The sequence below is a fragment of the Stenotrophomonas sp. YJH_SMC_82 genome (assembly GCF_059368875.1).
This window is the reverse complement of the sequence record NZ_JCAFSE010000004.1, coordinates 44598-68177: the sequence shown is the minus strand read 5'-3', so window position 1 is coordinate 68177 and position 23580 is coordinate 44598. Positions and strand designations below refer to the sequence as shown.

Below are 23580 nucleotides of genomic sequence, written 5' to 3'. Positions count from 1 at the left end.
CCGCGAGTGAGGGGCCTGGCGGCCCTGCTCCCTTCCACGGTTCGCCGGGGCGCCCTGCAAGGGGCGCCCCTTTTGCTGTGCACGCGGCCGCCCGTGGCCCAAAACGGACCTGCTTGTGGCCGGATCGATGATTGCCGGCTTCGATATATCGATATATCGTTTGCACACTCGTTTACCGATATATCGAAATGAGCCGCCCCCCTTCTCCCAGAGCCCGTTCCACCGATCCGGCGGTGCCCCGCCGCAACGGCCAGCCACGCGTGCTGAGCCGCGGTGACCTGCGCCTGCTGGTGCTGGCCCTGATCGGCGAGCAGCCGCGCCATGGCTACGAACTGATGCAGCTGATCAGCAACCAGTTCATGCAGGCTTACACGCCCAGCGCCGGCACCATGTACCCGCTGCTGGCCAGCTTCGAGCAGGCCGGCTGGATCGAGGCCGAGGAAGTGGATGGCAAGCGGATCTTCCGCATCACCGCTGCCGGCGAGTTCGAGCTGAAGGTGCAGCGCACCCAGGTGCGGCTGGCGCAGCGGCGTGCCTTCGACCGTGCCCGCGAGATCACCAAGGCCTCGCTGCCGCCGCCGCTGGCCACTGCCCTGCGCGAGTTCAAGCGGGCGCTGGTGCATCACCACGGCCGCTGGGCCGAGGGCGAGGCGGAAGAAGTGGCGGCGCTGCTGACGCGGGCCTCGGCCCTGCTCAACGGTACCGCCGGTAGCGAGAACCCACCGTTTTCAACGACCCAGCCAGACTGAATCCAGCCAGGTCCTCCCCCATGCCGCGCGCCCCCGCGCGACACCTTTACAGGTATCCCCATGACCGAACACAACAACACGCGCCTGCGCCTGGATGTGCGCTTCCGTGAACTGACCGTGCTGCGCACCGAAGAGGTCACCCCGCACATGCGCCGCGTGGTGCTGGGTGGCGACGATCTGGCCGGCTTCGATTCGCCCGGTGCCGACGACCACATCAAGCTGTTCTTCCCCAACGCCAGCGGCGAGATGGTGCTGCCGGTGCTGACCGCCGAAGGCCGCAGCTACCCGGACGGCAAGGCGCCCTCGCCGTCGCGCGACTACACCCCGCGCTGGTGGGACCACGAAACCGGCGAGCTGGCCATCGACTTCGTGCTGCACGACCAGGGCATTGCCGGGCCGTGGGCCGAGCGCGCGCAGCCGGGCGACGTGCTGGTGATCGGCGGCCCGCGCGGCTCGTTCGTGGTGGCCGACACCTACGACGCCTACGTGCTGATCGGCGATGAAACCGCGCTGCCGGCCATCGCCCGCTGGCTGGACGTGCTGCCGGACGGTGCCGAAGTGCAGGCCTTCATCGAAGTGCGCGACGAAGCCGAACGCCAGGACCTGCCGCAGTACGAGAACGTGCGCATCCACTGGCTGGAGCGCAACGGCTTCCCGGCGGCCAGCAGCACGCTGCTGGAAGACATGCTGACCGACTTCGAGGCCCCGGACGGCGATGTCTTCTACTGGATCGCCACCGAATCGCGCCGCGCGCGGATGATGCGCAAGTTCATCGAAGGCCACCTGGGCGTGCCGCGCGACTGGATCCGCTCGACCGGCTACTGGAAGGCCCACCCGGACGAAACCGACGGCGATTGACCGGCTCGGGGTCAGATCCCTTTTCCTGTGGAAAAGGGATCTGACCCCATGCACCAGAACCTGCCTGGTGGGTGCGGACCGTTGGTCCGCACGCCTTTGACTGTGTAGAGCCGAGCCCACGCTCGGCTGCTCTCCGCTCGGCCACCGATGGACCCATCGCGCTACCCGCGATGAGCCGAGCATGGGCTCGGCTCTACAGGAGGGACCGCGACCGGCGGCTTGGCCACCTGCCGCGTCCACCCGAACCGCTGCGCGGCCCAGATCTCCAGCGCTACCAGCAGCGCGATGACCAGCAGCGGCAGCAGCAGCCCGAAGTACACGCCGGCCATCATGCCGTTGATCTGTGCCTTCACCAGCCGCAGCACGCCACGGGTGTGCAGCAGCTCATCCACATGCATGGTCAGCGCCTCGCGCACCACCTTGGGTTCCAGCCCGACCGTGCCGGCCTTGTCCACCAGCGTGTCTTCCACCATGCCGCGCAGCAGGCCTTCGCGCACCTTGCCGATCACCCAGCCGGTGCCGCGTGCCAACGGGCCATTGCCAAGACGATCAAGGCCGGGCAACGGATGTTCGCTGAGGTAGGCAGAGGCAATGGTGTCGGCCACATCGCCCACCGTGCCCTGGCGGCGCAACGCCTCGCGCATGCGCGGGTCATCCAGCGAGTCGGTGAAGCCTTCGCTCCAGCCTTCCACCAGGGTCTGCAGGTGCGGCTGGAAATGATCGAGCTGCTTGAACAGCGCGCGGTGCGCACCGGCGATGAAGCCCAGCTGCAGGCCGAAGAAGGCCGTGGCCAGCGGCAGCAGCACCACGTAGCTGGCCAGCAGCCAGTGATGCCAGCGCTTGCGCCTCTGCAACCAACCCCGGCGGTGCAGCCAGCGCCAGCCGAGGATACCCAGCACCAGGCCAAGCAGCGTACCGAGCACGCTGCCGCCCAGCAGATCGAGCACGCTCAGGCCCGACCAGAATTCGTTCAACCAGTACTGCGCGTCCTGCATGGGTCTTCCTTCCGTGGGTGATACAACAGCCATTGTAGAGCCGAGCCCACGCTCGGCTGCTCTCCGCTCCGCCATCGGAAAACCCTCGCGCTGCGCGCGATGAGCCGAGCGTGGGCTCGGCTCTACACGGATTCCGACACCCGGTTCAACGCATCAGCCGCCAGGCAATGCGACAATCGCGCTCCTTTCCTGCAGCAACGAGGCCCACATGGCCAAACTGACCCTGGCCAGCGTGGACGCGCTGCGTACCCGCTTTGCCGATGACGCCGCCTGCGATGCGGCGCTGGCCGCGTTCGCCGACACCGCCGTACTGCGCGCGCCGCTGCGCGAGCTGGTGGCGGCACAACACCGCTACCTGCAGGCCGAATTCGAAGTGGCCCAGGTGGCCGACGTGCTGCGCCGCGACCAGAAATATGCGCCGGTCGGTCGGCCTTCGATCAACATCGTGCAGCTGCGCAAGCAGCAGGCCGCGACCAAGCAGGCGGCGCTGATCGCGCGCCAGGTGGTGGCACAGGCCGCGCAGACGTTCGCACGGGCCAGCGGGCTGGCGGTGAAGGCCAAGCAGAGCCCGAGCGAAGCGTGCGTGGCATGGTTGGGCGCGTTGCGCTGAGGGATCGTACCCGGTAGTGGCCAACCTTGGTTGGCCTGCGGAGTGCCCATGTGCCAACCAAGGTTGGCATCTACCAACGCGCGTTCCCCCGCACCCAAAAAGAAGGCCCGCTTTTCAGCGGGCCTTCTGCCTTCTCACGACGAGTGAGCGGGGTGCATCAAGCGGACGGCTTTTCGCCGGTGGCTTCGGTGGTGATGCGGATCTTCACTTCATCGCTGACATTCGGAGCATACGCGCCGACGCCGAAATCGCTGCGCTTCAGGGTGGTGGTGGCATCGAAGCCGGCGGCCGGAACCTTGGCCATCGGGTGCTCGCCGCCGCCGTTGACGGTGACGTCCAGGGTGACCGGCTTGGTGATGCCCTTGATGGTCAGGTCGCCGGTAACGGTCAGCTTGTTGGTGCCGGCCGCTTCCACCTTGGTGCTCTTGAAGGTGGCATCGGCGAACTTGGCGGCGTCGAAGAAGTCGGCGCTCTTCAGGTGCTCGTCGAACTTGGCGGTGAAGCTGTTCAGGCCACTCAGCGGCAGCTTCACTTCCACGGTGGACTTGGTCACGTCTTCGGCGTTGTACACCAGCGTGCCTTCGACATTGCCGAAGTGCGCGCTCGGGTTGGAGAAGCCGAAGTGGCTCCACTGCGCCAGCACGTCGGTGTGGCTCGGGTCCAGCTTGTAGGTGCCCGAGGCGATCTTGATCGCTTCGGCAGCCGGCGCAGCAGCGGCGGCATCGGCGGCCGGGGTGGCGGCCTGCTCGGTGGTGGCCGGGGCGGCGGCATCGGCCGCCGGGGCAGCGGTGTCGGCCGGCTTGGAGCAGGCGGCGATGGCCAGGGTCAGGGCCAGCGGCAGCAGCAGTTTACGGGTGGCGCTCATCTGAGGAACTCTCCGGATCGTAGGGTGGGTACACGGTGCAGCAAGAGCCCGCCGCACGACGGCGGGCCCGAAACCGATACAGCGACTTACGCGATGCGCGCCGCTTCGTCGAACGACAGGCGCGGCAGGCGCGGGAACAGGCCCGCCGGATCACCGTAACCCAGGTTGACCAGGAAATTCGACTTGATGGAGGTGCCGGCGAAGAAGGCTTCGTCGACCTTGGCCGGGTCGAAGCCGGACATCGGGCCGGCATCCAGGCCCAGCGCGCGCGCGGCCAGGATCAGGTAGGCGCCCTGCAGGCTGCCGTTGCGGATGGCGGCTTCGTGGCGGCCTTCCTGCGGGCCGTCGAACCAGGCCTTGGCATCGGTGTGCGGGAACAGGTACGGCAGCTTCTCGTGGAAGTCCAGGTCGAAACCGATGATGACGGTGACCGGCGCCGCCATGGTCTTGGCCAGGTTGCCTTCGGACAGCGCCGGGGCCAGCTTGTCCTTGGCTTCCTTCGAGGTGACGAAGACGAAGCGGGCCGGCGTGGTGTTGGCCGCGGTCGGGCCCCACTTCACCAGGTCGTACAGTTCCTTCAGCAGGCTCTCGGGGACCGGCTTGTCGAGGAAGGCGTTCTGGGTGCGGGCCGTGCGGAACAGCTGATCGAGGGCAGCAGCGTCGAGCGCGTGGGACATCGGTGGATCTCCAGGGCGGCGAAAGGGAGTCAGTGCCCGCGGGCGGCGCGGGGCGAATCGACGAGCCGCAGTGTAGAGTGTCGCGACTGTTGCAACACCCAGCAGGACTGAAACGAATTAATGCCAATGGTGAAACGATCGAGCGCGCCCTGGACGGTCACTGACGGCCGTGCGGGCAATGTCCGCCAGGCGGTCGCGCTGGCCTCGGCACTGCGCCAGGGCACCCACCGACCGCTGCTGCTGCAACCGCGCGCGCCCTGGCGCTGGCTGGCGCCGCGGCGCCTGCCCGGCGATGTGAACGGCTACGGCGAGGCCTTCGCGACGCTGGCTGCCGACGCCCCGGCGTTGGCGATCGGCTGTGGCCGCCAGGCCGCTGGCGCCCTGCGCGTGCTGCGCGCACGCGGCACCCAGGTGGTGCAGATCCTCGACCCGCGCATCGGCGCGCGCCACTGGGACGTGGTGGTGGTGCCCGAACACGACGCCCTGCGCGGCAGCAACGTGCTGACCCTGCTCGGCAGCCTCAACCCGGTGGACGATGACTGGCTGGCCTGGGGCCGCGCCGCGTTCGCCGGCTTCAGCACCCTGCCCGGCCCGCGCACTGCGCTGCTGGTGGGCGGGCCGACGCCACTGGCGCCGTGGGATGAGACGGCGATGGTCGGTGTATTCCAGGCGCTGGCCGACCAGATCCGCAGCGAAGGCGGCAGCCTGCTGGCCACCACCTCGCGACGCACGCCGCCGGCGTTGGCGGAGATCCTGCGCGCGAAGTTCGCCGACCTGCCGCACGTGATCTGGGGCGATGGTGGCGACGGTACCAATCCCTATGCCGGCCTGCTCGGCTGGGCCAACCGCGTGGTGGTCTCGCCCGATTCGGTGAACCTGCTCTCGGAGGCGTGCGCCACGCGCATGCCGGTGATGGTGGCGCTGGCCGACACAGCGCAGGGCCGCCTGGCGCGCTTCCAGCAGCAGCTGCGCGAACGCGGGCGGTTGCAGGCGCACTGGCTGGACTGGCAGTACGACCGCATCGAGCCGCTGCGCGAAACCGCTCGGGTGGCGGCGGAAGTGAAACAGCGCCTGGCATCACGGTAGTGCCGGCCGCTGGCCGCCAACGCTGCACGCATTGCCAAACCCTGCCGTTGCCGGCCAGCGGCCGGCACTACCCGATTGCGCGGCGCAAGGGCGTGGATCGCCCGCTGCGCTGAGCAGCGTATGATCGGCGCGCGGGCCTGCCCGCCGTTGAAGGTACCGACATGGATCGTTTTTCCCGCCTGCCCCGCGCCGCGCTGCTGATCGCCAGCCTGCTGGCGACCGCACCGGCCTGGGCCAACAGCACCGCCTGCCGCGAGCGCTACCCCAGTGTGGCATCGCAGGCGGCGATGCTGGACGTGGCCTGGACCACCGCCGAACGCCTGGACGCGCTGCCCGATGTGGACGTGGTGGTCGCCGCGCGCGGTGGCCAGGACCTGAGCCGCTATGGATTGCGCCACAGCCACCTGGCCTTCCTGCTGCGCGAGGACGACGGCCGCTGGCGCGCGATGCACCTGCTCAACCGCTGCAAGACCGACAGCTCGCAGCTGTACCACGAGGGCCTCGGCAACTTCGTCGGCGAGAGCGGCGGCCATACCGACCTGCGCATCGGCGTGCCGTCGGCCCCCTTGCGTGCCGCACTGCGCGCGATGCTGGTGTCGCCCTCGATCCAACCCAAGGCGCTGCACGAAACCAAGTACAACGTGGTCGCCTACCCGTTCGCCACCGACTATCAGAACTCCAACCAGTGGGTGCTGGAGGTGCTGGCGGCGGCGATGGCGCAGGCCGAAGGCGCGCCGGCCATCGTCAAGCGCGAACAGGCACAGCAGTGGCTGCGCCAGCAGAAGTACCAGCCCAGCGTGCTGCACATCGGCCTCGGCAAGCGCGTGGGTGCGCGCCTGTTCGTGGCCAACGCCACCACCACCGACCATCCGGCCGGCGAACGCATCTCCGGCAATTATTCGGTGGTGACGGTGGAATCGGTGTTCGACTTCCTGCACCAGCGCAGCCAGCTGCAGCAGGAACTGGTGATCCCCCATGTGCCGGTGGCCGGTGCCACCGCCGCCTCGTCCTGAATCCCGCAAGGAGAACGACATGCGTCTGCTGCACAACTCCCTGGTATCGATGCTGATCGTCACCGCGCTGGCCTGGTCATCGGCCGCCCATGCCGAACGCCGCATCGTGATCATCCATGACCCGGGCCCGCAGGGACCGAGCCTGGAAATGTCCACGCAGATGGTGGCCTCGGCCCGCGCCGCCGCGGCGAAGGAAGCCCAGGATGCCGCCGATGCCGGCCAGCCGCTGGCCCGCCCGCAGCAGATCAAGCTGCCGCAGATGGAGGTGAGCGCGATTGCCACTACCGTCGACGGCCGCCGCGAAGTGCTGCTGCGCGATGCCAACGATCCGCAGAACACCGCGTCGATGCAGTACCCGCGCGGCGTTGGCGACCCGGCCGTGCAGTTCACCGTGGGCCAGACCGTGAACTTCGAGCCGACGGGCAATGACCAGGGCTGGCAGTTGAAGGACAACCAGGGCCGTGCGCTGGAATACCTGCCCGAGGCTACCGGCCCGCGCGACATCTTCGATACCCGGCGCTGAGCCGCCGCCCCACGCTGACCAGGAGGTCTCCATGTTCCGTTGCCTGCGCGTTCCCACCACTGCATTGCTGCTCTCAGCGCTGCTGGTGCCCACCGTCCATGCCGGCGCCGCGCCGCAGTTGAACAGCAGCGAGGCCAGCGTGATCGTGACCTCGTTCGTGGTGCTGTCGCTGCCGATGGCGGCCTCGATGGGCCTGTCCGAACTGTCCAAGGCGCCGTTCAAGGCCAGCGAACGCAATGCCAGGGCGACCCGCACCAAGGCGGTGCCGCTGCCGCCAATGGAAGTGAAGAAGGTGGAGACCACGCCCACGGGCGAACGCCAGGTGCAGTTGCAGGTACCGGACAAGGCCGACCACACCGCCACCCTGCGCTGGCCGGTGCAGCCGCCGGGCGAGAACCCGACTGCAGCCTTCGTGGTCGGGCAACGGGTGCATTTCGACCCCACCGAGGCCGGTGCCGGCTGGAACGTGAAGAGCGCGCAGGGCCAGACCCTGGCCTATGTGCCGACGGCCTATGCCGCCGGTGATGTGATGAGTGAAGCGCTGTAAAGCTGAACGACCGGTTTTGGCTTTGCCGCAGGCCGGGCGGATAATGGGCGATCCCCTTTGTCCCCTTGGCTCGCCATGTCCGTGCGTCCTGCCCCTCTGTTTGCCCCGCTGACCCCGCGCGCCCTGGTGCTGGCGGTACTGGCCATGGGTGCAGTGGTGCTGCTGTCCAACGTGCTGGTGCAGTACCCGATCAACGACTGGCTGACCTGGGGCGCCTTCAGCTATCCGGTCGCGTTCCTGGTCAGCAACCTGATCAACCGCCGCTTCGGCCCGGGCCCGGCGCGCCGCGTGGCGTGGATCGGTTTCGCGGTGGCGGTGCTGCTGTCGATCTGGGTGGCCACCCCGCGCATCGCCATTGCCTCGTGCTCGGCGTTCATCGTGGCCCAGCTGCTGGACATCACCGTGTTCGACCGCCTGCGCCGCGGCAGCTGGTGGCGCGCACCGATGGTGGCCACCACCTGCAGCGCGACGGTGGATACCACCCTTTTCTGGTCGATCGCGTTTGCCGGTTCCACCTTGCCGTGGGTGAGCTGGGCCGCCGGCGACCTGGCAGTGAAGCTGGCGATCGGTGTCTGCCTGCTGGCCCCGTTCCGCGCGTTGTTGTGGAAGATGGCGCCGTTGCGCGCCACCAGCTGACCTCCATTGAGCCGGTGGGTGCCGACCGTTGGTCGACACGCCCTGCAGAACTCATCGCTGCCGACAGATTGTGCCGACCAACGGTCGGCACCTACCAGGAGCGGGCCATCGCAGGGCCATTGATCCGGTAGTCGCCAACCTTGGTTGGCGCTTTGCATTCATGCCAACCAAGGTTGGCATCTACCAACGGCGTGCCATCGAAGGGCCATTGATCCGGTAGTCGCCAACCTTGGTTGGCGCTTGGCATTCATGCCAACCAAGGTTGGCATCTACCAACGGCGTGCCATCGAAGAGCCATTGAGCCGGTGGGTGCCGACCGGTGGTCGGCACGCCCTGCAGAACTCATCGCTGCCGACAGATTGTGCCGACCAACGGTCGGCACCTACCAGGAGCGGGCCATCGCAGGGCCGATCCGGTAGTCGCCAACCTTGGTTGGCGCTTGGCATTCATGCCAACCAAGGTTGGCATCTACCAATGGCGGGCCCTCGCAGGGCCATTGAGCCGGTGAGTGCCGACCGTTGGTCGGCACGCCCTGCAGAACTCATCGCTGCCGACAGATTGTGCCGACCAACGGTCGGCACCCACCAGGAGCGGGCCATCGCAGGGCCATTGATCCGGTAGTCGCCAACCTTGGTTGGCGCTTTGCATTCATGCCAACCAAGGTTGGCATCTACCAACGGCGTGCCATCGAAGGGCCATTGATCCGGTGGGTGCCGACAGATTGTGCCGACCAACGGTCGGCACCCACCAGGAGCGAGCATCGCAGGGCCATTGATCCGGTAGTCGCCAACCTTGGTTGGCGCTTGGCATTCATGCCAACCAAGGTTGGCATCTACCAACTGCAGTCCTCCGCCATCCGGCACTCAGGCGAACGGCAGCTCTGCCGCTCTGCACGCCGCCGTAATCGCTGCACACGCCTCTACAATCGCCGGCGTGGTCGGGGCCAGCCGCGGGCGGCGGTCCAGCGTGCAGGCCAGGCCCACGTCCAACAGCGTGGCGTGCGCGCCATGCAGCGCCTGCGCAGTGGCATCGGGCAGGAAACCAACACCAGCCAACGCATTGATCAACGACGGCGTATCGCGCGGCTGCAGCAACGCCACGTGCCGCGCACTGCGCGCAAGCACACCGGTCTGCAGCAGGAATTCCAGGTCCACCACGCCGCCCGCACCCTGCTTCAGGTCCAGCCGTGCGGCGTCGCTGCGGTCCAGTTCGGTGCGCATGCGGCCGCGCATCTTCAGCACGTCGGCATACAGCACACCCATGTCGCGCTCACGCCCCAGCGTCTGTGCACGCACCTGCTCGAAATCGGCCAGCAGGCTGGCATCGCCGGCCACGCCACGCGCGCGCACCAGCGCCTGGTGTTCCCAGGTCCACGCACGTTCGCGCTGGTACTCGGTGTAGCTGGCCAGCGAAGACACCAGCGACCCCTTGCCGCCATCCGGGCGCAGGCGCACGTCGATGTCGTACAGGCGGCCGGCGGCGGTGACCGCACCGAGCAGCGCCATCACCTTCTGCGCCAGCCGCGCATACCAGCGCCCCGGCTCCAGCGGACGCGCGCCGTCGCTGGCCTCCACGCCGGCCGGGTTGTCGTGCAGGAATACCAGGTCCAGGTCGGAACCGAAGCCCAGTTCAAGCCCGCCGAGGCTGCCGTAGCCGATGATCGCGAAACGTCCACCGGGAATCGCGCCGTGCGCGGCGCGCATGTCCGCCTCGGCCATCGCCAGCACGGTGACCACCACCGCCTGCGCCAGTTCGGCCAGTTGCCGCGTGCTGTCCACCGCGCCCTGGCGGCCGTCCAGCGTGGCCATCGCCATGCGGAAACTGAGCGCCAGCCGCGTCTCGTTGAGCCAGCGCAGTGCCGATTCGGGATCTTCCACCGCCAGCACCTGCTGGCACTCGGCCAGCATGCCGGCCGCATCGGGCATCGGTCCGGACACGCGCACGTCCAGCAGTTCGTCCAGCAACAGCGGGTACGCGGCGAGCCGCTCGGCCAGCAGCGCGCTGCGCGCCAGCACATCGACCAGACGCGCCAACGCGCTCGGTTGTTCGTCCAGCAGCGCCAGATAGCTGGTCCGGCGCAGCACCGCCTGCAGCAGGCCGAGCACGCGCTTGAGCGCGGCATCGGGCTGCGGCGAACGCGTGGCCGCATGCAGCAACGCGGGCAGTACGCGATCCAGCCGCGCACGCGCCGCATCGGACAATGACTTCACGCCGGTGCCCTGGGCGAAATCGCGCAGCGACTGGTCTGCGCCATTGGCATCGAGGAAACCGGCTTCGGCCAGCAACGGCGCGTTGCTGCCCTCGGGCAGGCTGCGCCAGTAGTTGGCCAGCGCGTCGGGCGCGGCCTGGCCCTTGCGCGGGGCCAGCAGCGCGGCGAATTCGGTGCTGACCCGCTGCTGCTGTTCGGCCAGTGCCGCGCGCAGTACCTCCCAATCCGGGTAGCCGAGGCCGATGGCGATGCGCGCGCGGTCCAGCGCGTCGCTGGGCAGCACGTGGGTCTGCGCGTCACGCAGCATCTGCAGGCGGTTCTCCAACCGGCGCAGGAACAGGTAGGCCTCGCGCAGCGCAGCGCCATCGTCGGGCGCAATCTGTCCGGCGGCCACCAGCGCGTCCAGTGCCACCAGCAGGCGGCGCTCGCGCAGCGCCGGCTCACGGCCACCGCGGATCAGCTGCAGCGCCTGGCACAGGAACTCGATTTCGCGGATGCCACCGGCGCCGCGCTTGATGTCTTCGTGCAGCTCGCGGCGCGCGACTTCGGCGGTGATCGCCGCCTTCATCTCACGCAGGCCGTCGAGCGCGGTGAAATCCAGGTAGCGGCGGTATACGAATGGGCGCAGGGTCTGCAACCACGCTTCGCCGGCGTCGATGTCGCCGGCCACCGCGCGCGCCTTCAGCCACGCATAGCGCTCCCAGTCGCGGCCTTCGCGCTGGAAGTACTGATCCATCGCCGCGAACGACAGCGCGACGCGACCGGCGCTGCCGAACGGGCGCAGGCGCAGGTCGACGCGGTGGCTGAAGCCATCGACCGTGGTTTCGTCCAGCAGCTTGGCCAGGCGCTGGCCGAGGCGGGCGAAATACTCCTCGGCGGCCAGCGCGCGCGGACCGTCGGATTCGCCGCCCTGCGGGTACGCATAGACCAGGTCGATATCGGAACTGAAGTTGAGCTCGCCACCGCCAAGCTTGCCCAGGCCGAATACCACCAGCTGCTGGGGAACGCCTGCGCCATCGCGGACCACGCCGTGCCGCCGTGCGAATTCCTGCTGCAGGGCGTCCAGCGCCAGCCGCAGGCAATCCTCGGCCAGGGTGGTGGCGCCGGCCAGGGTCTGCGCCACGTCGTCCAGCCCGGCCAGGTCGCGCCAGATCAGCCGCGTGGACATCGCGGTGCGCCAGCGCCGCAGCTGTGCCGGCCAGTCGCTGGGTTGCAGCGGATCGAGCACCGGCGCCGGGATCGGCGGGCAGCCTGGCGCGGCCAGCTGCGCCAGCAGCGCCGGTTGCCGCACCAGGGTGTCCAGCGCGAAGTCGCTGGCCACCGCCAGCCGGGTCAGCAGCGGCAGCAGCTCGGCCGGAACGGGCTCGGTCAGGACCTGGGCCAGGCGCGCCAGGGCGCGGTCGACAAGGGGCTGCAGGGTGGCGGGCAGGTCAGCGGTGGCGAGGGTCATGCGCTGATTCTCGCGGGGTCGGATCCCTTTGCCAACGGCGAAGGGCTCTGACCCCGAGGTGCCGCCGGTTGATGCCGCTGCTGGGGTCAGAGCCTTTTGCCCTTGGCAAAAGGATCCGACCCCGAAGGGGTGCCGCGCATTCATTCTGGGCGGCAGGCAATAAAAAAGCCCGCTTGCAGCGAACTGCCAGCGGGCTCTGCTCCCTCCCCCACGTCGGGATGCAGGGCCATCGTGCGGGCTGCGAAAGCACTTTGCACGCTGCACTGCAAAACAAAACCGGTGGGTATGGGTGACCCCGGTGGGGAAAAGCCATTCCACGAAGGTAGAACCCCCCGTACGGATGAGGATGGCCGATAATCGGCTTTCCCCCCAGAAACACTGTCGTCATGTCTGTTGATCGCATCGCCAACGCGCGTCTTCGTGACCGCGTGGTCTCCGCCGAGGCCGCAGCCGCGCTGATCCAGCCCGGTGAAACCGTGGCCATGAGCGGCTTTACCGGCTCCGGGTATCCCAAGGCCGTTCCCGTGGAACTGGCCCGCCGCATCGAAGCAGTGCACGCCCAGGGCCAGCCCTTCCAGATCAAGCTGATGACCGGCGCCTCCACCGCGCCGGAACTCGATGGCGCGCTGGCCAAGGCCGATGGCATCGCCATGCGCATGCCGTTCCAGAGCGATCCGGATGCGCGCAACCGCATCAACGAGGGCAAGCTGGATTACATCGACATCCACCTCAGCCACGTCGCCCAGCACGTGTGGTTCGGCTTCTACGGCGAGATCGATACCGCCGTGATCGAAGTCTCGGCCATCCGCGAAGATGGCTCGCTGGTGCCCTCCACCTCGGTCGGCAACAACAAGACCTGGCTGGACCTGGCCAAGAAGGTGATCGTCGAGGTCAACGAATGGCAACCGGCCGGCGTCGACGGCATGCACGACATCTACTACGGCACCGCGCTGCCACCGCACCGCAAGCCGATTCCGCTGGTGAACGCCAACGACCGCATCGGCGACACCGCGCTGCGCTGCGACCCGGACAAGATCGTGGCCGTGGTGCGCACCAACGGCCCGGACCGCAACAGCCCGTTCAGTCCGATCGATGCGACCAGCGAACAGATCGCCTCGCACCTGATCGAGTTCCTCAAGCACGAGGTGAAGAAGGGCCGCCTGCCGCCGAACCTGCTGCCGCTGCAGTCGGGCGTGGGCAACATCCCCAACGCCGTGCTGGCCGGCCTGGCCAGGAGCGGTTTCCGCGACCTGGCCGCGTTCACCGAAGTGATCCAGGACGGCATGCTCGACCTGCTGCGCGATGGCGTGCTGAGCTACGCCTCGTGTACCGGCTTCGCGCTGAGCCCGCAGGCCAACGAGACGTTCAAGGAGAACATCGATTTCTACCGCGAGCGCATCATCATGCGCACGCAGGAGATCTCCAACCATCCCGAACTGGTGCGCCGCCTCGGCTGCATCGGCATGAACGGCATGATCGAGGTGGACATCTACGGCAACGTCAACTCGACGCACGTGATGGGCACGCGGATCATGAACGGCATTGGCGGTTCGGGTGACTTCGCCCGCAACGGTTTCCTGTCGGCGTTCCTGAGCCCGTCCACTGCCAAGAACGGCACCATCTCGGCGATCGTGCCGATGGCCAGCCATGTCGACCACACCGAGCACGACGTGTCGGTGATCGTCACCGAACAGGGCCTGGCCGACCTGCGTGGCCTGACCCCGCGCAAGCGCGCGCAGGTGCTGATCGACAACTGCGCGCACCCGGATTTCCGCCCGCAGCTGCAGGATTACTTCGACCGTGCCAGCCGCGAAAGCTACGGCAAGCACACCCCGCACCTGTTGCCCGAAGCACTGTCGTGGCACCAGCGCTGGCTGGATACGGGCACGATGAAGGGCTGACCCCGGGTCCGGACATCGGGTAGAGCCGGCCGCTGGCCGGCTTCCCCTACAGCCGGCCAGCGCCCGGCTCTACCTCACGCGGTGCGCAGCGCCGCCAGCGACTCAGCCTGCAGCCGCTCGTAGATCTCGAACTCGTCATTCACCGCCACGCCCAGCGCCTGCTCGAAAGCCTCGCGGTTGGCGTGCGCGGCATACGCGCGCTGTTCTTCGCCGCCCAGATTCGACTGGAAGATGCCCGCGGCACTGACCGGCAGGAAATCCTCGTAGACGATCGGATCGGCCGTGGCCAGGCCGGCGGCCACCAGCACTTCGGCAGGCAGATCGGCCACGCGTTCCGGCGCGGCGCGGCCGGCGTCGGTCAGCTGGTAGCGGTAGTAGCCCAATCCTTCCTGGCGCAGCGTGTCATGGTCATCCGGGAAGCTGGCGAATACCGCCTGCAGGCGCTGCCCGTAGTCGCCACCGGTACTGCCTTCGCCACCGGCATCGCGTGCCTGCGACAGCAGCTGGTCGTACAGCGCGCGGCCCTTCGGGGTGAGCGCAAGGCCGCGTTGTTCGATCTCGCCGAAGCGCGCGGTATGGGTGCCGGCATCGCCACCGTCCGCATCCGGGAAATGCACGGCCTCTTCCAGCGCCTTGAAGCTGGTCTGGCGCAGCAGGATCGGGCAGGCGCGGCGCGGCGGCCCTTCGATCACCGCCTTGGCCGCCATGCCGTGCTCGATCATTGCCGCCTGCGCCGCGTCGATGTCCAGCGTGCGCGGGGTCAGGTGGTTGATGTGCGGGCCACGGAAACTGATCACGTCGGCCACCAGGCGGTGCGCATTGTGCAGCGCGTGGTAGGTCGGCAGATCGACCGTGGCATCGCCGTGCCAGCGGAAGGTTTCCAGTGCTTCGTCGACAAAGCGCTCGGCGTCGGCCTGCGACAGGCCACCGTCACGCTCGGCCTGGTCGATCAGCGCCAGTGCGCCGTCGGTGAAGATGCGGCGGCGTGCCAGGATCTTCGCCGACTCGGCACGCAGGGTTTCGTCTTCGATCAGCTCCAGGCGCAGCAGCGAGGTGAACACGCGGAACGGATTCTGCGCCAGCGCGGCGCCGGTCAGCGGGCGGAACGCGGTGGAGTGCACCGGCACGCCGGCTACCGACAGGTCGTAGTAGCCGACCGGGTACATGCCCATCACCGCGAACAGGCGGCGCAGCGTCGCCAGCTCCTGCGCGGTGCCGACGCGGATCGCGCCATGGCGCTCTTCGTCCAGGCGCGCACGCTCGTCGTTGCGCTGCAGCTGCGCGGCCAGTGCCGGGTCCTGGGCAAGCACCTGCGCGTTGATCCGCTCCACCAGTTCCACCAGCGTGCCGTACAGCGGCACTTCGGTGCGGTACATGCGGGACATGGCCTGCGCGAACAGGCGGCGGATCACATCAGGCGAAACGAAAGAGGCGCTCATCAGTCACTCGATTACGGGAACGGGGAACAGCTCGGACCCGTATTGTCGCCGGAGCGCGCGGCGGCGGCGATACGCAGAGCAACATGGCCGGATAGTGCCGGCCGCTGGCCGGCAACCTCCTGATGCCTGTAAGGGTGCAGTTGCCGGCCAACGGCCGGCACTACCGCTTCAACTGGCGCTTCAGGGTGGCATCCAGGGTGATCGGCCGGTCCCAGTGCTGGTAGCTGGCCACGATGGCATGCCGCACAGCGCGGTAATGCAGGTTGTCCGGCTTGGCCGGCATGCGCTTCACCACCGCTTCCCAGCCGCCCTCCGGGTCCTGGCTGAAGGCGCGCACGCTGTCGCGGCAGGTCTGGCCGCTGGCCTTGGCCCAGAAGCAGGCGAAATAGATATCCCCGGCCTGCCAGCCATGGGTGGTGAACAGCGCATTGATGTAGCCGCGGGGGATATCGGCGTAGCGCGACACTTCATCGAGGAAGGCATCGGGGTAGCGTTCGGCGTAATGGTTGATGTCCTGCAACTGGGCATCGATCCAGCGGTCACCGGTTTCCACGGTGTACGCCGCCGAACGCTCGGCGGTCTGCTGGGCCGGCACGGTGGCCGGCACCAGCAGCAGGGACAACAACAGCGCGCGCAGTCGGACGTTCATGCCCCGATTCTGCCGCAGCTGCCGGGCCCTGTCAGGCCGCCGCAGCGGCCTTGGCCTCGATCGCCGCCAGTGCGGCCGGCCAGTCGTGGGCGGTATCGGCGGTGACCATGCGCGGTTCGTCGTCGGCCACGCCGTGCTGGGTCTCGTGGGCCCAGGTCACCGCGTACGGGGTATGCACGCCCCAGCCACCCAGGGTCACCACCGGCTCGATGTCCGAGCGCAGCGAGTTGCCGACCATCACGAAGCGCTGCATCGGCAGGTCGAATTCGGCCAGCACGCGGGCGTAGGTCTCCGGGTCCTTCTCGGAAACGATCTCGATGCGCGGGAACAGCTCGGCCAGGTTGGCGACCTTGATCTTCGCTTCTTGGTGGAACAGATCGCCCTTGGTGATCAGCACCACCGGGTAGTGCTCGGCGATGGCCGCCACCGCTTCGCGCACACCGTCGATCAGTTCCACCGGGTGGCGCAGGGTATCGTGGCCGATATCCAGAATGCGCTGGATGTCCTTGGCCTCGATGCGCTGACCGGTGATGTCGATGGCCGCTTCGATCATCGACAGGGTCATGCTCTTAACGCCGTAGCCGAAGGTGCCCAGGTGGCGCTGCTGAACTTCCAGCAGGTGGCGCGCGGTCTGGGTGTCGTGCACGTCGACATAGCGCGACAGCAGGTCAAGGTAATCCTGCTCGGCCTTGCGGTAGTAGTCCTCGCTCTTCCACAGCGTGTCGTCACCGTCAAAACCGACCAGGCCGATGGCGCGCGACGGCGCAGGCGTGGACGTGTTCATCGGCCAAGGATACAGGGGTGGCGATGACGAGAAAAACCCGGGCGGCCGCAGCCGCCCGGGTCCCCATGCACCGGTCTTCCCGAATCAGGTCTGGATCAGCGGCCCTGCGCCGCGCCGGCACCCGCACCGGCCTGCTGCGCGGCCACGTAGGCCTTGTACTCGTCGGCGCTCAGCTCGCCGTCCTTGTTGGTATCGGCCTGGTCGAACACCTGGGCCAGGCCGGCGTTCACCTGCGCCTCGGTCTTGCTGATGGTGCCGTTGCCATCGGTATCGATGCTGGCCCAGGTCTGGCCACCACCGTTGGCCTGCGCCGAGGCCGCTGCGGCCGCATCGGTCGCCTGGTCAGCCGCCTGCCCGGCCTGTGCTGCCGCCTGCTGGGCCTGCGCCGCTTCATTCTGCGCATGTGCGGCCTGCTGCTTGGCCGACTGGGCCATCGCCGGAATGGCCAGCACGCTGCCAGCGGCGACGATCAGGGCGATCAGGGGCTTGCGGTTGCGAATAGTCATCAGGGGTGTCTCCTGCATATTGGGTGGTGTTGCGCGGCCTGTTGTTTCCGCACGGCACCTACCCTGCCACCGCGTTTCTGAATCGATTTTGGGCCGCGACCGGCCTCCACACGCACGATTAACCACTCGCATCCACGCATGCTTTAGCGCGCTGGTTAGCGAGGAGTGAGCAGCTCATAAGATGCGCATTCAGCGCCTCTGCATTTAACCGGCAGGCAACGAAAAACCTGCGTCAGTCGACGGTTTTTTCCAATGACCGCGAACTGAACAACACCCATCCCAAGGCGACACCGGCGAGCGCGCCGGCGATTTCCAGCACGACACGGCTGCCGAGCTCGTTCGGATCGTGGATGGTGGCCAGGAACAGGCGCGCGTACAGCGGCGACTCCAGTCGCACGATGCCCATGTAGAACAGCTTCCACGCATCGATGCCAGCGGAGGCCACCACCGAGATGACGCAGGACCAGCCGATCGCATGTCCCACCGACCAGTGCAGCAGCCGGCACAGCCGCGACCACACGAAGTACACCAGCAGCCCGACCAGCAGGGCGATGGCGCCGGCTTCCAGGGTGCCGAGCAGGCCGAAGTGCAGGGGAAGGTTCATCGGGTGGGCAGGGATGAAGAGGCGGCCAGTGTAAGGGATCTGCGCCGGACCCAATCGGCAGCCACAGTGGATCCACGCCATGCGTGGATGAATCTCCATCCAAATCGAATATCTCGACGATTGAACAAGGAGCAGCCGAGCATGGGCTCGGCTCTACAACGGACCACGCGGGAAACTGTCAGAGGCGGGGCGCAGCCCTGCCGATGCCCCTACCGTACCGGGACGTCGTACGCGGTGCCAGGATCCGGTTCGGGCTGCAGGGTGTAGTGCCACCACTCCTGCGGATAGTTGACGAAGCCCCGCCGCGCCATCGCGCGCACCAGCTGCTGGCGATTGGCCTGATGCGCATCGCTCAATCCGCTTGCCTGCGTATGCGCGCGTGGACCGAAGAAATCGAAGTCGGTTCCCATGTCCAGCGGCGTGCATGCACCGCTGCGGCAATCCAGCAGGCCCAGATCAACCGTGGCACCGCGGCTATGGCCGGAGCGCTCGGCGATGTAGCCGTCGGCCAGCAACCGTGGTTTGTCCAGGTCCGGGTACTGCTGTGCCTTGCGCGAGCGCTCGCGCGGATCGTTCACCCAGGCCATGAAGGCCCGCACCGAACGCACCGGCCGGTAGCAGTCGTAGAGGCGCAGGCCGAAGCCATCGCCGCGCAGGTCCTGTTCCACCTGTGCCAGCGCCTTCGCCACCGGCGCCAGCAGATAACACGATGGCGCCTCGTAGCCGGGCACGCGCGCCCCGGTGAAGTTGTTGGCACCGGCGTAGCGGATATCCAGGTCGATGCGCGGCGACAACGTGCGGATCTCCACCAGTCCGGCGCTGGCCGCGTCGGTTGCCGGTGAAACGCGCGGTGGCTCAGCGGCGCTGGTGGTCGCCGCCAGCGCAGTCGCCAGTACGAGTGAAGTGCAGGTCCTGGAAGTCATAGCTGAAGTCGATGTCCGGGTCGATGGCGCGCAGGTCCAGCGTCGGTGCCGGGCCTTCGCCTGGCTGCAGCCACGCCTGCGCCTCGTCGCCCAGCGTATCCCAGCGCAGCAGCCAGCGCCCCTGCAGCTGCAGCACCGTGGCCTGCAGCCGGGGCGACTTGTCCACGCTGAAACGCAGGCCGTCCTTGCCCGGGCAAAGCGAGGCCGCGCCCAGCCACGGATCGCGGTAGCGGCCCTGCCAGCGGGACAGGTCCGTGCGGCTCGTCTCCTGCGCCGCCGCGGTGGATGGCCGCGAATGGCCGGTCGCGGCCCGCGTTGCCTGGTCAGCCTTCAGTTCGGCCAGGTAGTCCATCGCCGGACGCGCATCGTCCGCTGCGGTGAAGCGCTTCAGCGCGGCCTGCATCAGGGCCATGCGTGCGTCCTCGCCTTCGCCGTTGATCAGCATCACCACGCCCACCTTCCGGTCAGGCAGCAGCGCCAGCGATGAATACATGCCTGACAGCGTGCCGGTGTGCGCCACTTTCCACTGGCCGTCCATGTCGGACACGCGCCAGCCATAGCCGTAGCCGTAGAAGTGCGCGTTGTCCCAGCGCCGCTGGCGTTCACCCAGCGGCATCGGCATGTGCAGGGTCCACAGCGTGCGGCGCTGCTCCGTGTCCAGCCAGCCGGACGTCAGGGTGGGATCGAGCAGCACCTGCATCCAGCGCGTCATGTCGCGCAGTGAACAACGGATGCCGCCGGCCGCCATCGACGGCACGTCCGGGCTGGTTTCACCATCGGCGTTCACCACTTCATTGCGTTCGCCACGCCAGGCATGCGGCTGCGCTACGTTGCCCACGCGTTTCACCGACCACGCCCCCACCTGGCAGCGCGTCATGCCCAGTGGTTCGAACACCTGCTCGCGCATCAGCTGGTCATACGGCTTGCCGCCCGCCGCAGCGGCCACTTCACCGGCCACCACGTACATCAGGTTGTCGTAGGCATAGTGGCTGCGGAAGCTGCTGACCGGCTTCAGGTGCGCCAATCCGGCGATGATGTCGGCGCGGGTGAACGCGTTCGGCTCCGGCCACAGCATCAGGTCCCCGGCGCCCAGGCCCAGGCCGCTGTTGTGGATCAGCAGGTCGCGCACCTGCATCTGCTGTCCCACCCACGCATCGTGCATGCGGAAGCCCGGCAGATGCCGCTGCACCGGATCATCCCAGCGCAGCCTGCTCTGCTGCACCAGCCGCGCCAGCAGTGCAGCAGTCATCGCCTTGCTGTTGGAGGCGATCTTGAACAGCGTGTCCTCGTCGATGCGGCCGCCATCGCCACGCGCGCCCTCGGCGTGGCGATAGACCACCTGCCCGTTGTCGACCACCGCCATCGCCAGCCCGGGCAGGTGCTCGAGCTGGACGACGGCAGCGACATCGGCATCGAGGGAGGCGGTCGCGGTGGTCTGTGCCACCGCAACCGGGAACACCGCCAGCGCCGCCGCGCAGACGCAGTTTCGAGCCTGCCGTGCGGGCTTCAATAGGCCCATGTCACGGTCAACTGCGCATAGCGCGGTGACTGGAAGCCGGTGCCGTAGCGGTACAGCGGGTTCGGCGTGCCGATGCTGTCCTGCGGCTCGTAGTCCTGGTCCACGGTCACCACGCGCTGCTGGTTGAGCACGTTGTACACCGCCAGCTTCAGGCGCAGATCGGTGGGAATCGGTACCTTGTACGAGACGCTCACGTCCAGGTCATAGGTCCAGGGCGTGCGGCCGTCGCCACCGCGTGGCGAATGCACGAACACGCGCTGGGACGGAACCGTCGCCTGGCAGTTGGACACGCACACGTAGTAGCTGTGGAAGTCGGTGTCGTCGAACGGATTGCCGGCGCCGAAGCGGGTAATCGGGCTGCCCGACTGCACGCCCAGCGTAGCCGCCACACTGAGGTTCTCGGTCAGCGCGTAGCTGCCACGGAACTTGAACTGGTGGCGGCGATCATTGGCCAGGTAGCCATAGCCCCCGTAGTTCACCCACGGATTGTCGAAGTTCTCGGTGCGACCGGCATCGGCGAAGTCGGTATCGGAGTTGACCGGACCCTCGGCATTGCCGCGGCCATAGGCCAGCGTGTAGGACGCATTGAAGCCCCACTTGCCGTCCCACGCGCGGTCGACCTGCAGTTCCAGCGCCTTGTAGTCACGCTTGGGCTTCACCCAGCCGCGCTGGCCGACATAGTTGCCGTTGTCGTCATACAGCGCCCAACCTTCCTTCGAGGTGTCGATGCTGATCCAGCCATCGTTGCGGCCGTCGCAGTCGGTGTCACCCCACACGGTGTTGGTGCGCCCCGGGTTGCCCATGATCCACACGCCGTCGATGGCACCACACTGGCCGGTCGCGGTGATGTTCATGTCATCGATGGCATTGTGCAGGCGCCGGTAGGTCACGCTGGCGCCCACCGACCAGGCCTCGTTGATCATCTGCTGGAAGCCCAGGATCGCTTCATCCTGGTAGACCGGGTCCATGTCCCGGTTCACTTCCGCGCGCAGGTCCGGCACGCTGCCGTCGCCCTGCGAGTTGTCCACTGGGCCGATCTGCGCGCCCAGGTTGGGGATGTTGTTGGCTGCGCCGGTGTAGCCGAGGAACTCGTACCAGGTGCGCTCGTCGAGGAAACCACCGGCCTGCTTGATGTTGATGACGTTGGCCACCGGCAGGAAGTATCGGCCCAGGTTGCCGAACACCTTGGTCGTGCCATCCCCGCGCACGTCCCAGGAGAAGCCCAGGCGCGGGGCCAGCATGTCGTCGATCTTGATGTAGCTGCTGCCGTCGCCGCCCTTGTTGTCGAAGGCTTCCAGGCGCAGGCCCATGTTCAGCAGCAGATTCGGCGTCACCTGCCAGTTGTCTTCCAGGTAGTAGGCCGAGTTGATCGTCTCGAAGGCCCCGTCCACTTCATAGCGACGGGTGCGCACAACCACGCCGCTGGCCGGCACCACGCCACCGTTCAGCGAGCTGCCGGGAGTGCGGTAGTAGATGTCGTAGCGGAAGCCGCCCGGGCCCGGATAGGCGCGGCTGTAATCGGAGGTGTTCTCTTCCCGATCCAGGCCGAACCGCAGCAGGTGGTTGCCCAACGTCCATTCGAAGTCCGCGCGCGCGGCCTTGCGCGTGTCCAGCGCCGACTCCAGCTGCGAGCTGCTGGTGCAGCTGCGGTCGCCCTGCAGCGACGGCGGCACGCCCTGGCCGGCCGTGCGGTTGTCGAACACGCGGTTGCAGTTCTGGTCCATCAACGAGCTCTGCACACGGTTGCGCTTGTTCTCGCCGTACATCAGCTTCATGGTCAGGTCGTTGTTGACCTGCCAGCTGTAGGTACCGGACCAGTTCTTGCCACCCACCGTGTTGTAGATCTGGTTGCTGCGCTCGCCCACGGTCTGCCCCGTGGCGTAGTCGTAAGCGTAGACGTCGGTGAGGGTCTTGCTCTTGTCCGAGAAGCCGAACAGCGACAGCATCTGGTTGTCGGTGATCTGCCAATCGATCTTGCCGCCCCAGAACGGATCATCGGCCTTGCCCTGGCTCAGGCGCGTGCCGGCATCATTGGTCGAGGTGGGACGGTAGTCGCGCGCCTCGTACATGCCGAAGAAGAACAGGCGGTCCTGCACCAGCGCACCGGAAGCGAACACATTCAGCGCGCTGCGGCTGTAGTCGTCGCGGCTGGCGGTGATGTAGCGGCTGCCGCTGCCGTCGTAGCGGTCGCGTGCCTGCGACTGCCACGCGCGCGGCTCGAACACCAGTTCGGCACCGGCCTTGAAATCGTTGCTGCCCGAGCGGGTCACCGCATTGATGACGCCGCCGGTGCTGCGCCCGAACTCCACCGAGTAGCCGCCCGTCTTGACCTGGAATTCCTGGTAGAACGAGAACGGCACCGACGAGAAGCCGACCCGGTTGTAGAAGTCGGTGACGTTCAGGCCATTGATGTAGACGGTGTTCTCGGCCACCGACGAACCGCCGAAGGAAATGCCCTGCCCGCCCAGCGACCCCTTGCCCTTCACCGCGCCCGGCGCGAGCAGCGCCACCGCGGTGATGTCACGGTCCACTGGCAGGCGCGACAGTTCCTCGCGGGTGATGTTGGTGGCCGACTCGGTGGACTTCACATCCACCATCGACACCACCTGCGGCGCCCGCACTTCGACCGTGCCCAAGGTACTGACCGCACCCAGCGGCACGTTCACCGTGGTCGCGCTGCCGAGACTGACCGTCACCTGGCCGACACGGCTGGCCCCTCCGCCGGGCAGGCTCACCTCCATCTCATAGGTGCCGACCGGCAGCAGCGGAATGCGGTAGCTGCCGTTGGCTTCGGCCTGCACGGAGCGCACGAAGCCCGTTGCCGGGTTGCGTACGGTCACCGTGGCACCGGCCGGTACCTGGCCGGCATCGCTGACCAGCCGGCCGACCACTGAACCATCCTGTGCGAATGCGCTGGGCGCGATCACGCCCAGACACGCCCCGAGAGCGACGCACAACGCCGCCCGCTTGATGCTGTAAGCCTTCATCCCCTGCTCTCTCCTGCAAGAATTGAATGGTGTGGAATGCGATGTGTCGC

Annotated in this window: 21 protein-coding genes; 9 read left to right on the top strand and 12 right to left on the bottom strand. The window is 67.6% G+C overall.

Going from position 1 to position 23580, the window contains the following annotated elements:
* Window positions 1–188 precede the first annotated feature (188 nt).
* The gene (locus AC5P53_RS15690; protein WP_041863018.1) at window positions 189–749 is read left to right on the top strand and encodes a PadR family transcriptional regulator; all 561 of its coding nucleotides are present in this window, start codon (window positions 189–191) and stop codon (window positions 747–749) included.
* Window positions 750–809: 60 nt separating this feature from the next.
* Window positions 810–1607: a siderophore-interacting protein gene (locus AC5P53_RS15685; protein WP_111206376.1), complete on the top strand. Its 798-nt coding sequence runs from the start codon at window positions 810–812 to the stop codon at window positions 1605–1607.
* Between the two features lie 161 nt (window positions 1608–1768).
* On the opposite strand, the gene AC5P53_RS15680 is transcribed toward AC5P53_RS15685, so the two are convergent.
* Entirely contained in the window at window positions 1769–2602 is an 834-nt protein-coding gene (locus tag AC5P53_RS15680; RefSeq protein ID WP_241887775.1) for a hypothetical protein, read from the bottom strand.
* A 208-nt stretch (window positions 2603–2810) separates the two neighbouring features.
* On the opposite strand from AC5P53_RS15680, the gene AC5P53_RS15675 reads away from it, so the two are divergent.
* Window positions 2811–3212, top strand: a complete 402-nt coding sequence (locus AC5P53_RS15675) for a hypothetical protein (RefSeq protein ID WP_241887774.1) — start codon at window positions 2811–2813, stop codon at window positions 3210–3212.
* Window positions 3213–3369: 157 nt separating this feature from the next.
* Here the strand turns inward: AC5P53_RS15675 and AC5P53_RS15670 are convergent, their stop codons facing one another.
* Complete coding sequence (locus AC5P53_RS15670; protein ID WP_241887773.1) at window positions 3370–4077, bottom strand: YceI family protein; 708 nt, start codon at window positions 4075–4077, stop codon at window positions 3370–3372.
* 86 nt (window positions 4078–4163) lie between these two features.
* Window positions 4164–4754 carry a malonic semialdehyde reductase gene (locus AC5P53_RS15665; RefSeq protein WP_005415046.1) on the bottom strand — a complete coding sequence of 197 codons (591 nt, stop codon included), beginning with the start codon at window positions 4752–4754 and terminating at the stop codon, window positions 4164–4166.
* A 126-nt stretch (window positions 4755–4880) separates the two neighbouring features.
* Here AC5P53_RS15665 and AC5P53_RS15660 point away from each other — a divergent pair, with 126 nt between their 5' ends.
* From AC5P53_RS15660 to AC5P53_RS15640, 5 genes are all read left to right on the top strand, one after another.
* Window positions 4881–5840 carry a mitochondrial fission ELM1 family protein gene (locus AC5P53_RS15660; RefSeq protein ID WP_241887772.1) on the top strand — a complete coding sequence of 320 codons (960 nt, stop codon included), beginning with the start codon at window positions 4881–4883 and terminating at the stop codon, window positions 5838–5840.
* Window positions 5841–6001: 161 nt separating this feature from the next.
* The gene (locus AC5P53_RS15655; RefSeq protein WP_241887803.1) at window positions 6002–6853 is read left to right on the top strand and encodes a DUF2145 domain-containing protein; all 852 of its coding nucleotides are present in this window, start codon (window positions 6002–6004) and stop codon (window positions 6851–6853) included.
* A 19-nt stretch (window positions 6854–6872) separates the two neighbouring features.
* Window positions 6873–7376, top strand: coding sequence for a hypothetical protein (locus AC5P53_RS15650; protein WP_014645729.1), 504 nt, complete (start codon window positions 6873–6875; stop codon window positions 7374–7376).
* Between the two features lie 31 nt (window positions 7377–7407).
* Complete coding sequence (locus tag AC5P53_RS15645; RefSeq protein ID WP_014645728.1) at window positions 7408–7923, top strand: hypothetical protein; 516 nt, start codon at window positions 7408–7410, stop codon at window positions 7921–7923.
* Between the two features lie 75 nt (window positions 7924–7998).
* Window positions 7999–8559 carry a queuosine precursor transporter gene (locus AC5P53_RS15640; RefSeq protein ID WP_014645727.1) on the top strand — a complete coding sequence of 187 codons (561 nt, stop codon included), beginning with the start codon at window positions 7999–8001 and terminating at the stop codon, window positions 8557–8559.
* An 863-nt stretch (window positions 8560–9422) separates the two neighbouring features.
* Here AC5P53_RS15640 and glnE read toward each other — a convergent pair.
* The gene (gene glnE / locus AC5P53_RS15635) at window positions 9423–12218 is read right to left on the bottom strand and encodes a bifunctional [glutamate--ammonia ligase]-adenylyl-L-tyrosine phosphorylase/[glutamate--ammonia-ligase] adenylyltransferase (protein ID WP_241887802.1); all 2796 of its coding nucleotides are present in this window, start codon (window positions 12216–12218) and stop codon (window positions 9423–9425) included.
* Window positions 12219–12604: 386 nt separating this feature from the next.
* Here glnE and scpC point away from each other — a divergent pair, with 386 nt between their 5' ends.
* Complete coding sequence (scpC, locus tag AC5P53_RS15630) at window positions 12605–14119, top strand: succinyl-CoA:acetate CoA-transferase ScpC (RefSeq protein ID WP_032960979.1); 1515 nt, start codon at window positions 12605–12607, stop codon at window positions 14117–14119.
* 74 nt (window positions 14120–14193) lie between these two features.
* Here the strand turns inward: scpC and hglS are convergent, their stop codons facing one another.
* From hglS to AC5P53_RS15590, 8 genes are all read right to left on the bottom strand, one after another.
* Window positions 14194–15558 (bottom strand): 2-oxoadipate dioxygenase/decarboxylase HglS, encoded by a 1365-nt coding sequence (gene hglS, locus AC5P53_RS15625; RefSeq protein ID WP_241887760.1) that lies wholly within the window; start codon window positions 15556–15558, stop codon window positions 14194–14196.
* Between the two features lie 160 nt (window positions 15559–15718).
* Complete coding sequence (locus tag AC5P53_RS15620) at window positions 15719–16207, bottom strand: hypothetical protein (protein ID WP_227864197.1); 489 nt, start codon at window positions 16205–16207, stop codon at window positions 15719–15721.
* 31 nt (window positions 16208–16238) lie between these two features.
* Window positions 16239–16991 carry an HAD family hydrolase gene (locus AC5P53_RS15615; RefSeq protein ID WP_049397778.1) on the bottom strand — a complete coding sequence of 251 codons (753 nt, stop codon included), beginning with the start codon at window positions 16989–16991 and terminating at the stop codon, window positions 16239–16241.
* Between the two features lie 95 nt (window positions 16992–17086).
* Window positions 17087–17497, bottom strand: a complete 411-nt coding sequence (locus tag AC5P53_RS15610) for an EF-hand domain-containing protein (RefSeq protein ID WP_014035758.1) — start codon at window positions 17495–17497, stop codon at window positions 17087–17089.
* Between the two features lie 232 nt (window positions 17498–17729).
* On the bottom strand, window positions 17730–18101 hold the full coding sequence (locus AC5P53_RS15605; protein WP_046428249.1) for a hypothetical protein: 372 nt from the start codon (window positions 18099–18101) through the stop codon (window positions 17730–17732).
* Window positions 18102–18310: 209 nt separating this feature from the next.
* A complete protein-coding gene (locus AC5P53_RS15600) occupies window positions 18311–19024 on the bottom strand; it encodes a M15 family metallopeptidase (protein ID WP_241887759.1) in 714 nt (237 codons plus the stop codon).
* On the bottom strand, window positions 18957–20543 hold the full coding sequence (locus tag AC5P53_RS15595; protein WP_241887758.1) for a serine hydrolase: 1587 nt from the start codon (window positions 20541–20543) through the stop codon (window positions 18957–18959). The genes AC5P53_RS15600 and AC5P53_RS15595 overlap by 68 nt, the downstream gene beginning before the upstream one ends.
* Window positions 20531–23530, bottom strand: a complete 3000-nt coding sequence (locus AC5P53_RS15590; RefSeq protein ID WP_164166856.1) for a TonB-dependent receptor — start codon at window positions 23528–23530, stop codon at window positions 20531–20533. Before AC5P53_RS15590 ends, AC5P53_RS15595 begins: the two co-directional genes overlap by 13 nt.
* Window positions 23531–23580 lie beyond the last annotated feature (50 nt).

Bases quoted from the DNA above. Each gene is read 5' to 3' on its own strand.
- AC5P53_RS15645 (WP_014645728.1), top strand. From the start codon at position 7,408: ATGTTCCGTTGCCTGCGCGTTCCCACCACTGCATTGCTGCTCTCAGCG.
- AC5P53_RS15590 (WP_164166856.1), bottom strand. From the start codon at position 23,530: ATGAAGGCTTACAGCATCAAGCGGGCGGCGTTGTGCGTCGCTCTCGGG.
- AC5P53_RS15610 (WP_014035758.1), bottom strand. From the start codon at position 17,497: ATGACTATTCGCAACCGCAAGCCCCTGATCGCCCTGATCGTCGCCGCT.
- AC5P53_RS15680 (WP_241887775.1), bottom strand. From the start codon at position 2,602: ATGCAGGACGCGCAGTACTGGTTGAACGAATTCTGGTCGGGCCTGAGC.
- AC5P53_RS15605 (WP_046428249.1), bottom strand. From the start codon at position 18,101: ATGAACCTTCCCCTGCACTTCGGCCTGCTCGGCACCCTGGAAGCCGGC.
- AC5P53_RS15595 (WP_241887758.1), bottom strand. From the start codon at position 20,543: ATGGGCCTATTGAAGCCCGCACGGCAGGCTCGAAACTGCGTCTGCGCG.
- AC5P53_RS15670 (WP_241887773.1), bottom strand. From the start codon at position 4,077: ATGAGCGCCACCCGTAAACTGCTGCTGCCGCTGGCCCTGACCCTGGCC.
- AC5P53_RS15650 (WP_014645729.1), top strand. From the start codon at position 6,873: ATGCGTCTGCTGCACAACTCCCTGGTATCGATGCTGATCGTCACCGCG.
- AC5P53_RS15615 (WP_049397778.1), bottom strand. From the start codon at position 16,991: ATGAACACGTCCACGCCTGCGCCGTCGCGCGCCATCGGCCTGGTCGGT.
- AC5P53_RS15640 (WP_014645727.1), top strand. From the start codon at position 7,999: ATGTCCGTGCGTCCTGCCCCTCTGTTTGCCCCGCTGACCCCGCGCGCC.
- hglS (WP_241887760.1), bottom strand. From the start codon at position 15,558: ATGAGCGCCTCTTTCGTTTCGCCTGATGTGATCCGCCGCCTGTTCGCG.
- scpC (WP_032960979.1), top strand. From the start codon at position 12,605: ATGTCTGTTGATCGCATCGCCAACGCGCGTCTTCGTGACCGCGTGGTC.
- AC5P53_RS15660 (WP_241887772.1), top strand. From the start codon at position 4,881: ATGGTGAAACGATCGAGCGCGCCCTGGACGGTCACTGACGGCCGTGCG.
- AC5P53_RS15685 (WP_111206376.1), top strand. From the start codon at position 810: ATGACCGAACACAACAACACGCGCCTGCGCCTGGATGTGCGCTTCCGT.
- AC5P53_RS15675 (WP_241887774.1), top strand. From the start codon at position 2,811: ATGGCCAAACTGACCCTGGCCAGCGTGGACGCGCTGCGTACCCGCTTT.
- AC5P53_RS15690 (WP_041863018.1), top strand. From the start codon at position 189: ATGAGCCGCCCCCCTTCTCCCAGAGCCCGTTCCACCGATCCGGCGGTG.
- AC5P53_RS15620 (WP_227864197.1), bottom strand. From the start codon at position 16,207: ATGAACGTCCGACTGCGCGCGCTGTTGTTGTCCCTGCTGCTGGTGCCG.
- AC5P53_RS15655 (WP_241887803.1), top strand. From the start codon at position 6,002: ATGGATCGTTTTTCCCGCCTGCCCCGCGCCGCGCTGCTGATCGCCAGC.
- AC5P53_RS15600 (WP_241887759.1), bottom strand. From the start codon at position 19,024: ATGACTTCCAGGACCTGCACTTCACTCGTACTGGCGACTGCGCTGGCG.
- AC5P53_RS15665 (WP_005415046.1), bottom strand. From the start codon at position 4,754: ATGTCCCACGCGCTCGACGCTGCTGCCCTCGATCAGCTGTTCCGCACG.
- glnE (WP_241887802.1), bottom strand. From the start codon at position 12,218: ATGACCCTCGCCACCGCTGACCTGCCCGCCACCCTGCAGCCCCTTGTC.